This window comes from Kitasatospora sp. NPDC056651, assembly GCF_042792155.1.
In the GTDB taxonomy this organism is placed as follows: domain Bacteria; phylum Actinomycetota; class Actinomycetes; order Streptomycetales; family Streptomycetaceae; genus Kitasatospora.
The window spans coordinates 39,514-51,568 of record NZ_JBHTWX010000063.1 but is presented as its reverse complement, the minus strand read 5'-3'; the positions used below and the strand labels follow the sequence as shown (position 1 = coordinate 51,568).

General features: G+C 73.9%; 12 protein-coding genes. 6 read left to right on the top strand and 6 right to left on the bottom strand.

All coding sequences use genetic code 11. From position 1 onward, the window contains the following. Positions 1-141 precede the first annotated feature (141 nt). The 4 genes from rsrA to ACFRAR_RS23620 form a co-directional block, all read right to left on the bottom strand. Entirely contained in the window at positions 142-567 is a 426-nt protein-coding gene (gene rsrA / locus ACFRAR_RS23635) for a mycothiol system anti-sigma-R factor (protein WP_380700134.1), read from the bottom strand. Then, positions 564-1,469 carry a sigma-70 family RNA polymerase sigma factor gene (locus ACFRAR_RS23630; RefSeq protein WP_380700133.1) on the bottom strand — a complete coding sequence of 302 codons (906 nt, stop codon included), beginning with the start codon at positions 1,467-1,469 and terminating at the stop codon, positions 564-566. The genes rsrA and ACFRAR_RS23630 overlap by 4 nt, the downstream gene beginning before the upstream one ends. 151 nt (positions 1,470-1,620) lie before the next feature. Then, positions 1,621-2,259, bottom strand: coding sequence for an alpha/beta family hydrolase (locus ACFRAR_RS23625; RefSeq protein ID WP_380700132.1), 639 nt, complete (start codon positions 2,257-2,259; stop codon positions 1,621-1,623). Positions 2,260-2,343: 84 nt separating this feature from the next. Next, entirely contained in the window at positions 2,344-3,090 is a 747-nt protein-coding gene (locus tag ACFRAR_RS23620) for an SOS response-associated peptidase (protein WP_380700130.1), read from the bottom strand. 177 nt (positions 3,091-3,267) lie between these two features. Between ACFRAR_RS23620 and ACFRAR_RS23615 the strand changes: the two genes are divergently transcribed. From ACFRAR_RS23615 to hisN, 5 genes are all read left to right on the top strand, one after another. Beyond that, positions 3,268-3,993: a M50 family metallopeptidase gene (locus tag ACFRAR_RS23615; protein ID WP_380700129.1), complete on the top strand. Its 726-nt coding sequence runs from the start codon at positions 3,268-3,270 to the stop codon at positions 3,991-3,993. 99 nt (positions 3,994-4,092) lie between these two features. Further along, positions 4,093-5,424 (top strand): 3-phosphoshikimate 1-carboxyvinyltransferase, encoded by a 1,332-nt coding sequence (gene aroA / locus ACFRAR_RS23610; protein ID WP_380700128.1) that lies wholly within the window; start codon positions 4,093-4,095, stop codon positions 5,422-5,424. 15 nt (positions 5,425-5,439) lie between these two features. Then, on the top strand, positions 5,440-6,492 hold the full coding sequence (gene rsgA / locus ACFRAR_RS23605; RefSeq protein WP_380700127.1) for a ribosome small subunit-dependent GTPase A: 1,053 nt from the start codon (positions 5,440-5,442) through the stop codon (positions 6,490-6,492). 169 nt (positions 6,493-6,661) lie between these two features. Continuing rightward, entirely contained in the window at positions 6,662-6,985 is a 324-nt protein-coding gene (locus tag ACFRAR_RS23600) for a DMT family transporter (RefSeq protein ID WP_380700126.1), read from the top strand. A gap of 112 nt (positions 6,986-7,097) precedes the next feature. Continuing rightward, complete coding sequence (gene hisN / locus ACFRAR_RS23595) at positions 7,098-7,895, top strand: histidinol-phosphatase (protein WP_380700125.1); 798 nt, start codon at positions 7,098-7,100, stop codon at positions 7,893-7,895. Between the two features lie 70 nt (positions 7,896-7,965). On the opposite strand, the gene ACFRAR_RS23590 is transcribed toward hisN, so the two are convergent. Next, a complete protein-coding gene (locus ACFRAR_RS23590; RefSeq protein WP_380700123.1) occupies positions 7,966-9,441 on the bottom strand; it encodes a catalase in 1,476 nt (491 codons plus the stop codon). A gap of 104 nt (positions 9,442-9,545) precedes the next feature. On the opposite strand from ACFRAR_RS23590, the gene ACFRAR_RS23585 reads away from it, so the two are divergent. Beyond that, positions 9,546-9,959, top strand: a complete 414-nt coding sequence (locus tag ACFRAR_RS23585; RefSeq protein ID WP_380700122.1) for a Fur family transcriptional regulator — start codon at positions 9,546-9,548, stop codon at positions 9,957-9,959. Positions 9,960-10,040: 81 nt separating this feature from the next. Here ACFRAR_RS23585 and ACFRAR_RS23580 read toward each other — a convergent pair whose 3' ends face one another. Beyond that, positions 10,041-12,017 carry a tetratricopeptide repeat protein gene (locus tag ACFRAR_RS23580; RefSeq protein WP_380700121.1) on the bottom strand — a complete coding sequence of 659 codons (1,977 nt, stop codon included), beginning with the start codon at positions 12,015-12,017 and terminating at the stop codon, positions 10,041-10,043. Between the last annotated feature and the right edge of the window lie 38 nt (positions 12,018-12,055).

Genomic DNA, 12,055 nt, shown 5'->3' with positions numbered 1-12,055 from the left:
TGTGTATAAGAGACAGCTCCCGGGGCCGCTGCCCTCCCTGTCCGAACCGTCGGCCCGCCCTCGTCTGCGGGCCGACGGGCTATCGCGCCGGGCGGTCGGCCACCCGCACGGCCATCGCACGGACGTTCGCCCGACGGGCCGTCACTCCGCCTGGGCGCCGGCCTCGACCGGCGCACCGGGGCGCTCGGCCGGCTCCTGCCCGGCCCGTGCCTCCTCGGCCGCCCCGTCCAGCCTGGGCGCCGGCCTGGCCGACTCGACGTGCACCTCGACCGTGGCCTCCACCGCGAGCACCACCTGCTCGCCCGAACGCTGCCCGGCCCGGATCGAGTCGATCCTGGCCAGCACCTTGCCGCGCAGGTCCGCCGGGGTGTCGTCGCACCCGCAGGAACGCTTGATCAGCGCCTTGATCGCCTGCTCCAGCCCGTACTGCTTCAGGCACGGCGAGCACTCCTCGAAGTGGACCCGCAACTTTGCGCAGTCACCTTCGGGCATCTCGTTGTCGAGGAATTCATAGAGGTGGTCGAGGACCTCGCCACACTCGGTTTCGTGCGGATCGCCGCAGCTCATGAGCCCGAGCCCTTCGCTTCCTGCCCTGCCCCGCTGCCGGCCGGGACGAGCCCGCGCTCACGGGCGTAGTCCTCCAGCATGCCGCGCAGCTGACGGCGGCCGCGGTGCAGTCGGGACATCACCGTACCGATGGGAGTACCCATGATGTCCGCGATCTCCTTGTACGCAAAGCCTTCTACGTCCGCGAGATACACGGCGATCCGGAATTCCTCCGGAATGGCCTGGAGCGCGTCCTTCACATCGCTGTCGGGGAGGTGGTCGAGCGCCTGGGTCTCGGCCGAGCGCAGACCCGTCGACATGTGCGACTCGGCCCGGGCCAGCTGCCAGTCCTCGATCTCCTCCGCCGCGGTGCGCTGGGGCTCCCGCTGCTTCTTGCGGTACGAGTTGATGAACGTGTTGGTGAGGATGCGGTACAGCCAGGCCTTGAGGTTCGTACCCTCACGGAACTGGTGGAACGACGCGTACGCCTTCGCGAACGCCTCCTGGAGCAGGTCCTCCGCATCGGCCGGGTTGCGCGTCATGCGCAGCGCCGCCGAGTACATCGGATCCAGGTAGCCCAGGGCGTCGCGCTCGAAGCGCTCCCGCCGGGCCTCCTCGCTCTCCTCCGCCGACACCCGGTAGGTGTCCTCACCGATCGCCTCGGCCAGCTCCTCACCGGTGAGCGCCTCGCCCGCAGGCAGGGCCTCGTCCGGGCCACGGCCCGGATCGGCCTCGTGCTCGGTCCCGACGACCGGACCCACCTCCTCGGCATGACGGGCACGGCCCACGGCGGGCCGCCCAGAAATGGAGGATATCGGGCTGACGGGCTTCTCGCCCGCGTCGAGCCACTCCGACCAGGAGGGGGCGAACGCCGTGGTGGCCTCGCGCTCCTCAGGCCGTTCGGGGCACGCGATCGAACCCATCTGCCCTGCCTCTCACCAGTGACTCGTTGCTGACGGACACGACAACCACCGGCACTCCGCCCGCATTCCCGCCCACCCACGCCATTCACTCGCACGAGTGATCGAACGGAAGCGGACCGCTCACGGCGGCGCGACCGCACCGCCGGGACCGTCAGACCAGCTCCAGCACCCAGTCCCCCACCGACGAGCAGATCAGGTCCAGCACCTCCCCCTGCCCCACCGACGCCCGCTTCGGCACCTCGAAACCGTGGTTGCCGTACGGCAGCGCCACCAGCTCGTGCCCCGCCGGCAGCTCCGGGAACTCCCCCGGCCCGCCGAACGGGTCCGCCGCGCCCTGCACCACCAGCGTCGGCAGCCCCGACCCCAGCAGCTCCTCGGCCCGGCTCTTCTCCGGCCGGCCCGGCGGATGCAGCGGGAACGCCAGCGCCACCACCCCCACCGCCCCGGTCGCCGCGCCCGTCCGGCAGGCCACCCGCGCCCCGGCGCTGCGCCCGCCCACCACCAGCGGCAGCCCCCGCCCGGCCAGCAGCTCGGCCACCGGCCGCCAGCCCAGGTCCAGTGTCTTCGGCGCCGGGCCCACCTTCTTGCCCGCCACCCGCCACGGCTGCTCGACCAGCGCCACCGTGATCCCCCGGGCCGGCAGCGCCCCGGCCAGCGCCACCAGGTCCCGGGCGCCGGTCCCACCGCCCGCGCCGTGCCCGAGCGCCAGCACGGCCCTGGGCTCCGCGGCCCGGTGGTAGGTGATCCGGGCCTCGCCGGCCTCGGTGGGGACGAGTTCGGTGGTGCTCATCGCGGTGACTCCAGGGACGTTCGGAACGGCTTCGGAACGGCTTCGGAACAGCGGCCTCGGCACGGCGGCCTCGGCACAGGACGGTCAGAACAGGGTGGTCACGGGCTCGGCCCACGGCTCCTTGAGCTCCGGACCGTTGTTGCGGATGCTGCCGACCGCCGGCGACACCGGGGTGGCCAGCAACGCGCCCGGCGGCGGGGGTACCAGCAGCCGGCGCGCGGCGTCCGGGTCGGTCTGCCGCGGGTCCAGCCACGCGCCCCAGTCCCCCCGGTCCAGGAACAGCGGCATCCGCTCGTGGATCGGCGCCAGCGACTCCTCGGCGTCCGTGGTGACGATCGTGAACGTCACCAGCCAGGCCTCCGGGTGCCCCGGCGGCACCGCCCGGTCGCGCCAGAACTCGTACAGCCCGGCCAGCGCCAGCGGACCGCCGTCCGCCCGGGAGACGAAGTACGGCTTCTTGCGCGCCTTGCCGCGCTCCCCCGGCACCGTCTGCCACTCGTAGTAGCCGTCCACCGGCAGGATGCACCGGCGCGCCGCGAAGGCCTGCCGGTACGAGGGCTTCTCGTGCACCGTGTCCGACCGGGCGTTGATCATCTTCACCGCCGTCTCGGCGGAGTTCGACCACTGCGGCACCAGCCCCCAGCGCAGCACCCGCAGCTGGCGCACCGCCCGCGACCGCTCCCCGGCCAGCCGTTCCAGCACCACGAAGGCGCTGTTGGTCGGCGCCACGTTCCAGTTCGGGTCCAGCGTCTCCTCGGGCTCCCAGTGCTCCACGCCGAACAGCTCGACGAGGTCCTCGGGCTTGCTGCTCGCTGCGAACCGACCGCACATGCGGGCCAGCTTGCCATGCCGCCGGTCCCCGGCACCTCCCCGTCCGCGTACCGCAACCACCCGCTCCCGCCCGCCCGTCCCCCCATGGGAGGCTGCCCCGAACGGCCCAACGCAACGACCCGGCACGACGACCCGACACGACGACCCGACACGACGGACGGAGGCGGAGAGACACCGATGAACACGAACGACCAGACCCTCGGCGACCTGTGGAGCCAGGTCAGCGGCACCCAGACCGCCCCACCCGGCTGGCTGGTCCTGGCCACCGGCGCCGCCGCCCTGCTCACCGTCCTGGCCCGGCCGCTCTGGCACGTCGCCCGCAACGCCGTGACCATCGCCCACGAAGGCGGCCACGGCCTGATCGCCCTGGTCACCGGCCGCAAACTGGCCGGCATCCGGCTGCACTCCGACACCTCCGGCCTCACCCTCTCCTACGGCCGCCCCACCGGGCCCGGCATGGTCCTCACCGCCGCCGCCGGCTACACCGCCCCCGCCCTGCTCGGCCTCGGCTGCGCCGCCCTGCTCGCCGCCGACCGGATCACCCTGCTGCTCTGGCTCGCGGTCGCGCTGCTGCTCGCCCTGCTCCTGCGCATCCGCAACGCCTTCGGCTTCCTCACCGTGCTGCTCGCCGGCGCCGCCTTCTTCCTGGTCTCCTGGTTCGGCAGCGCCGAGGTCCAGGCCGGCTTCGCCTACCTCGGCTGCTGGTTCCTGCTCATCGGCGCCGTCCGCCCGGTCCTGGAGCTCCAGCACCAGCGCCGGATCGGCTGGGCCCGCGACTCCGACGCCGACCAGTTGGCCCGGATCACCCACGTTCCCGCCCTCGCCTGGGTCACCGTCTTCCTGCTCGTCGCCCTCGCCTGCCTCGGCATCGGTGCCTCCTGGCTGCTCCAGCCCCTCCACTGAGGCCCGCCCCCGGGGTCCGCCCCGGGTCCGCCTCCCGCCCCGGGGCGGCCCCCGTCCGAGCGACACGGGTCGTTCCGGTACGGCCCCTAGACTTGCCCCATGACCGAGACCCTGTGGCCCGCCCCCGTCGCGACCAGCCCCGTCGACGCCACCGTCACCATCCCCGGCTCCAAGTCGGTCACCAACCGGGCCCTGGTGCTGGCGGCGCTCGCCGACGGACCCGGCTGGGTGCGCCGCCCGCTGCGCAGCCGCGACTCCCAGCTGATGGCCGACGGCCTGCGCGCCCTCGGGGTCACCATCGAGGAGAAGGTCAACAACGACTCCGGCGGCACCGGCGGCGGCGAGGCCTGGCGGGTCATCCCCACCCCCGTGCTGCGCGGCCCGGCCTCCGTCGACGTCGGCAACGCCGGCACGGTGATGCGCTTCCTGCCGCCGCTCGCCGTCCTCGCCGACGGCCCGGTGCACTTCGACGGCGACCCGCGCTGCTACGAGCGCCCCCAGCACGGCGTGATCGACGCCCTGCGCGCGCTCGGCGCCCGGATCGAGGACGGCGGCCGCGGCGCCTTCCCGCTCACCGTGCACGGCACCGGCTCGCTGGACGGCGGCCCGGTCGAACTGGACGCCTCCTCCTCGTCCCAGTTCGTCTCCGCCCTGCTGCTCTCCGGCGCCCGCTACAACCACGGCATCGAGGTCCGCCACGTCGGCGGCCCGGTCCCGTCGCTGCCGCACATCCGGATGACCGTGGAGATGCTGCGGCTGGCCGGCGCCCAGGTCGACGCCCCCGAGGACGGCGGCGAGAAGGACGTCTGGCGGGTCACCCCCGGCGCCCTGATCGGCCGCGACCTGGTGGTCGAGCCGGACCTCTCCAACGCGGCGCCGTTCTTCGCCGCCGCCCTGGTCACCGGCGGCCGGGTCACCGTGCGGGACTGGCCCAAGCACACCACCCAGCCCGGCGACCAGCTGCGCGAGATCTACACCCGGATGGGCGGCGCCTGCGAGTTCACCGACGAGGGCCTCCAGTTCACCGGCACCGGCCGGATCCACGGCATCGAGGCCGACCTGCACGACGTCGGCGAGCTCACCCCGGTGATCGCCGCCGTCGCCGCGCTCGCCGACTCCGAGTCCCACCTGTACGGCATCGCCCACCTTCGCCTGCACGAGACCGACCGGCTCGCCGCGCTCGCCAAGGAGATCAACGACCTCGGCGGTGACGTCACCGAGACCGAGGACGGCCTGCGGATCCGCCCCCGCCCGCTGCGGGGCGGCATCTTCCACACCTACGAGGACCACCGGCTCGCCACCGCCGCCGCCGTCCTCGGCCTCGCCGTCCCCGGCGTCGAGGTCGAGAACGTGGCCACCACCGCCAAGACCCTGCCCGACTTCCCCGGGATGTGGGCCGAGCTGCTCGGCGAAGCGACGGCGGACCTCTGAGCGGAGACTGAGCACATGCGCCGCTACGGCAAGGACGCCGACGAGGACGACATCCGCAACCGCCCCGCCCGCCGGGGCTCCCGGCCGCGGACCCGGATCCGGCCCAAGCACGAGGACGCCGCCGAGGCGATGGTGCTGACCGTCGACCGCGGCCGGATCACCTGCCTGATCGACCCGGGGACGAAGCAGGAGCGCGAGATCGTCGCCATGAAGGCCCGCGAGCTGGGCCGCAAGGGTGTCGTCGTCGGCGACATCGTCAACCTGGTCGGCGACCTCTCCGGGGACGCCGACACCCTGGCCCGGATCGTCCGGGTCGAGGAGCGCAGCTCGGTGCTGCGGCGCACGGCGGACGACGACGACCCGTACGAGCGGATCGTGGTCGCCAACGCCGAGCAGCTGGCCATCGTGACCGCGCTGGCCGACCCCGAGCCGCGCCCCCGGCTGATCGACCGCTGCCTGGTCGCCGCCTACGACGCGGGCATGGAGCCGCTGCTGGTGCTCACCAAGTCCGACCTCGCCCCGGCCTCGACCCTGCTGGACTCCTACGCCACGCTCGGCATCACCTACGTGGTCACCCGCCGCGACGAGCTGGAGACCACCGGCGCCGAGGCCGTGCGCGAGCACCTGCGCGGGCGCTCCACGGTGTTCATCGGCCACTCCGGTGTCGGCAAGACCACCCTGGTCAACGCGCTCGTCCCGGACCGCCAGCGGCAGACCGGCCGCGTCAACGCCGTCACCGGCCGCGGTCGGCACACCACCGTCTCCGCCCTGGCGCTGCGGCTGCCCCCGCCGCCCGGCGCCAAGCCGGGCTCGAAGAAGGCGCTGGACCCCGGCTGGGTGATCGACACCCCCGGCTTCCGCTCCTTCGGCCTCTCGCACATCGACCCGTCCCGGGTCATCCACGCCTTCCCCGACCTGGAGCCCGGCACCGTCGACTGCCCGCGCGCGTGCAGCCACGACGAGCCGGACTGCGCGCTGGACGCCTGGGTCGAGGAGGGCCACGCCGAGGCCGCCCGGCTCTACTCGCTGCGCCGTCTGCTGGCCAGCAAGGAGGGCGAGGCGGACTAGGCCCCTGTCCGGCCGATCCTGCCGGGCCCGCGACGCCGGGCGCCCGGACAGGACCCAGGTCCGTCGAAGCTTGTGGCCCGTTCGAGGTGTCGGAGCGGTCCTCCCTGGCGATCATAGGAAAGTCGGGCCGGGTACGGTCCGGCTCTCGATCCGACAGGGAGGGCACGCGATGGCATGGGCCCTGGTGGTCCTGGCCGGCCTGCTGGAGACCGGCTTCGCGGTGAACCTCAAGCTCAGCGAGGGCTTCACCAAGCTCTGGCCCACCGTCAGCTTCTGCGTGTTCGCCCTCGGCAGCTTCGGCCTGCTCACCCTCTCCCTGAAGAGCCTGCCGGTCGGCCCCGCCTACGCGGTGTGGACGGGCATCGGCGCGGCCGGCACCGCGATCTACGGCATGGTCTTCCTGGACGAGACCAGCTCGGTGCTCAAGCTGGTCTCGATCTCCCTGGTGATCGCCGGCGTCATCGGCCTCCAGCTCAGCGGCACGGCGCACTGAGCGGGCGCGCGCCCGCGTCCACGCCCGCCCGTACGGCCGTTCCCGCGCCCGTCGTGTCCCGCTCCGCGAGCCCGGCTGTGCCGATCGGGGGAGGCTCGCTAGGGTTTCGGACATGGCCGACTACCACGACGATCTCCGACTCGCCCATGTCCTCGCCGACTCGGCCGACTCGGTCACCCTGGAGCGCTTCCGCGCCCTCGACCTGCTGGTCGAGACCAAGCCCGACCTCACCCCGGTGAGCGACGCCGACAAGGCGGCCGAGGAGCAGGTGCGCGGCGTGCTCCAGCGCGCCCGCCCGCGCGACGCCGTGCTCGGCGAGGAGTTCGGCCTCCAGGGCTCGGGCCCGCGCCGCTGGGTGATCGACCCGATCGACGGCACCAAGAACTACATCCGCGGCGTCCCGGTCTGGGCCACCCTGATCGCCCTGCTGGAGGACGGCCCGGACGGCGTCGAACGCCCGGTGGTCGGCATCGTCTCCGCCCCGGCCCTCCAGCGCCGCTGGTGGGCGGCCAAGGGCCTCGGCGCGTTCGGCGGCCGCAGCCTGTCCAAGGCCTCCCGGCTGCACGTCTCCGGCGTCTCCCGGATCGAGGACGCGTCCTTCTCGTACTCCTCGCTCACCGGCTGGGAGGAGCGCGGCCGCCTCGACCCGTTCCTGGACCTCACCCGCGCCTGCTGGCGCACCCGCGCCTACGGCGACTTCTGGTCCTACATGATGGTCGCCGAGGGCGCCGTCGACATCGCCGCCGAGCCCGAGCTGTCGCTGTGGGACATGGCGGCCAACTGCGTCATCGTCGAGGAGGCCGGCGGCCGCTTCACCGGCCTGGACGGCGTCCCCGGCCCCGGCGGCGCCGACGCCGTCGCCTCCAACGGCCTGCTGCACGACGAGGCCCTGCGCCGGCTCTCGGTCTAGGTCCCGACGTGGTTGCGGCCCCCGTGTCCGGCGTCTTCCGGTCACGGGGGCCGCTGCTCGTCCGGTCCGGCTACTGCTTGCGCAGCTCCCGGACCGCCGCCTCCAGCCGCTGCCCGAAGTCGGCGTCGGCCTTGCGGAAGTTGTCGACCGCCCGCTCCACGATGTCCTCGCGGTCGGCCGAGACCTTGGCGATGAAGCCCGCCAGGTTGCCGATCAGGCGCTGCTTCTCCTCCTCGGAGTACAGCCGGTAGAGGGCGCCCGCCTGCCCGAAGTCGTCGTCCTCGGCGTGCGAGGGCGCGACGTGGTTGCCGGTGACGCCGTCGACGGCGGTCGCGGCCCACAGCGGACGGCCGGTCTCCACCGGGCCGCCGAAGCTGTTCGGCTCGTAGTTCTTCTGCCGGCCGTGCCGGCCGTCGTACAGGTGCCCGTCCCGGCCGTGGGTGCGCGCCTCGGTGGCGTGCGGACGGTTCACCGGCAGGTGGTCGGCGTTGATGCCGACCCGGTAGCGGTGGGCGTCGGCGTACGCGAACAGGCGGCCCTGGAGCATCTTGTCCGGGGACGGGCCGATGCCGGGCACGAAGTGCGACGGCGAGAAGACCGACTGCTCGACCTCGGCGAAGACGTTGTCGGGGTTGCGGTCGAGCTCCAGCTTCCCGATCTCGATCGGCGGGTAGTCGGCGTGCGGCCAGACCTTGGTCAGGTCGAAGGGGTTGAAGCGGTAGGTCGCCGCGTCGGCCGCCGGCATGATCTGGACCTGCACCGTCCAGCTGGGGAACTCGCCGCGCTCGATCGACTCGCGCAGGTCGCGCTGGTGGCTGTCCGGGTCCTCGCCGGCGAGGACGTTGGCCTCGGCCTGGGTGAGGTTGCGGATGCCCTGGTCGGTCTTGAAGTGGTACTTGACCCAGAAGTGCTCGCCGGCCTCGTTCTGCCACTGGAAGGTGTGCGAGCCGTAGCCGTTCAGGTGCCGGTACGAGGCGGGGATGCCGCGGTCGCCGAACAGCCAGGTCACCTGGTGGGTGGCCTCGGGCGACAGGCCCCAGAAGTCCCAGACGTTGTCCGCCTCCTGCGAGCCGGTGTACGGGTCGCGCTTCTGGGTGTGGATGAAGTCGGGGAACTTGATGGCGTCCTTGATGAAGAACACCGGGGTGTTGTTGCCGACGAGGTCGTAGTTGCCCTCCTCGGTGTAGAACTTCAGCGCGAAGCCGCGCGGGTCGCGCACCGCGTCGGCCGCGCCGAGGTTGCCGGCCACGGTGGAGAAGCGCAGGAAGACCTCGGTCCGCTTGCCGATCTCGGACAGGAAGGCCGCCCGGGTCCAGGGCGTCACGTCGGCGGTGACGGTGAAGGTGCCGTACGCCCCCGCGCCGCGGGCGTGCACCACGCGCTCCGGGATCCGCTCGCGGTTGAAGTGCGCGAGCTTCTCGAACAGCAGCTGGTCCTGGATGAGCGCCGGGCCCCCGACACCCGCCGTCTCGGTGTTCTGGTTGTCGGCGACGGGGGCACCCGCCTCCGTGGTCAGGGTCGGGCGCAGCTCGTCCTGGGTCGTCATGGCAGTGCCTCCGCGGTATCCGGTCGTAATGACACGATCCTAACTTGGACTCTGTCCAAGTCAATACTGGAACCAATCCCGGAGCTTGACCTACTCTGGATGACATGAGTGACCTGTTGGAGAGACTGCGCGCAAGACGCTGGCGGCTGACCTCGCAGCGCCGGGTCGTGGCCGAGGTCCTGGACGGCGACCACGTGCACCTCACCGCCGACGAGGTGCACGCCCGCGCGACGGCCCGCCTGCCGGAGATCAGCCGCGCCACCGTCTACAACACGCTCGGTGAACTGGTCGCCCTCGGCGAGGTCCTGGAGGTCGCCACCGACGGCCGCGCCAAGCGCTACGACCCCAACGCCCACCGCGCCCACCAGCACCTGGTCTGCTCCGGCTGCGGCACCGTCCGCGACGTCCACCCCCACGGCGACCCCCTGGCCGCCCTCCCCGCCGACGAACGCTTCGGCTTCACGGTCACCGCCGCCGAGGTCACCTACCGCGGCCTGTGTCCCGCCTGCCGCCCCTGACCGGGAGAGCACCCCTGACCGGGAGACCGCTCCTGACCGGGGAACCGCCCGCGCCCGCAGGACCGCCCGGGCCCGGGAGTGTTACGCGCTCAGCTCCGCGCTGAGCGCGCCCAGCAGCCGGCCGGCCCGCTCCGACACCTCGGCCGGGCCGTAGTCGATCGCCCGCCGGCACCAGTTCTCCGCCTGCATCGGCTCGCCCCGGCGCAGCGCCAGCAGCGCCAGGCGCAGCGCCGCCCGGCCGTGCCCGGCGTCCGCGGCCCGGGTGTACCAGAGCATCGCCTCGGCCTCGCTGTCCTGCCGGGCCAGCAGCAGCCCCAGGTTGAACGCGGCACTGCGGCTACCCGCCTCGGCGGCCCGCCGGTACCAGCTCTCGGCGATCTCCAGCGCCCCGCGCTCGGCCGCCCGCACGCCCATCCGCACCTGCGCCCGGCGGTGCCCGGCGTCCGCCGCCGCCGCGTACCAGTGCTCGGCCTCGGCGTCCGCGTCCCCGCGCCGGTCCAGCAGCGAGGCCAGCCGGAACGCCCCCTCGACCGAACCCCCGGCCCCCGCCTGCCGGTAGCGCTCCAGCGCCCCGGCCAGGTTGCCGCGCTGCTCCTGGACGACCGCGAGCTGCAGGGCGGCCTCGCCGTGCCCCTCGGCCGCCGCGCGCGCGTACCACTCCTGGGCCTGCCGGTGCTCGCCGCGCCCCGCGTGCAGCACACCCAGGTTGAACGCCCCGTCCACGCTGCCGGCCTCCGCCGCCTTGGAGAACCAGGGCTGGGCTCCGGACTCGTCACCGCGCTGCAACAGCACCACGGCCAGCGCGTTGCAGGCCTCCCGGTGCCCCGCGTACGCGGCCCGGCGGTACCACTGCTCGGCCTGCTGCTCCCGGCCGGTGCCGGCGCAGAGCAGGCCGAGGTTGAACGCGCCGTTCTGGTCGCCCGCGTCCAGCGCGAGGCGGTACCAGCGCTCGGCGGCGGCGGCCTCGCCGCGGCTCGCGTGCAGCGCGCCCAGCGCGTTGGCGGCGTTGCCGTCCCCGGCCTCGGCGGCCTCCTGCCACCACTCGGCGGCGGCCGCCGCGTCCCCGGAGTCGCGCAGCAGGAAGCCCAGCGCACAGGCCGCGCGCGACTCCCCGTTCTGCGCGGCCTGCCGGTACCAGCGGGCCGCCTCGTCGAGCAGCGACCGGTCGGTGCGGGCGCGCTCCTCCAGCAGCACGCCCAGGCGCAGCGCGGCGCGGGCGTGGCTGCGGGCGGCGGCGGTGCGGTACCAGGTCTCGGCGGTCTCCTTGTCCCCGGCGGCCTCGCGCATCCGGGCCAGCCGGTAGGCGGCCTCCCGGTGCCCGGCGTCCGCGGAGACCTTGAACCAGCGCTCGGCGCGCACGTCCCGCCGGTGCTCCATCAGGTCGCCCAGCGCGTAGGCGCCCAGCGGGTGGCCGTGGTCGGCGGCGAAGTGCAGCCAGTACTCGGCGGCCTCCTCCTCGCCCTGGTCGCGCAGTTGCAGCCCGAGCGCGTGGGCGGCCGGCGCGCTGCCGGAGACGGCGGCCTGGCGCCACCACTGGCCGGCCTCGGCCCGGTGGCCCTGCTGGTGCAGCAGCACGCCGAGGTTGTTGGCGGCGGCGCGCAGCCCGGCGGCCGCGGCGGTGCGCAGGTAGGACTCGGCGTCCTCCAGTTCGCCGCGGCGCAGCAGCAGGGTGCCGAGCCGGCAGGCGGCGTCCGGGTCCCCGCCGTCGGCGGCCTGCCGGTGGCGGGCCTCCAGCGCGGCGGACTCGCGGGCGGCGAGGGCGGTCTCGAAGCTGGTCGAGTCGAAGCCGGCCGAGTCCAGCGCGGTGCCGGCCGTCGGGTCCCCGCCGGCCTGCTCGCCGTAGGCGCCGACCGAGGCGGCGAACTGACGGGTCGACACGTGGACCAGGCTGTCGGGCCCGTAGCCCGGGGTCGGGGGACGCTCGGACAGTCCGCTGGTGCGCTGGGCGGGCAGGGCTCCGGGGCGGTTCTCGGGGCTCTCGGCGCTCTCCGACCAGGCGTCGGTGTCCGCTTCGACGGCCGCCGCGGACTTGGCGCCTGACTTGCCGATCAGCCTCATGCCGACTCCCGCTCCCCCAGAGTGTCGCGGCATCGTGC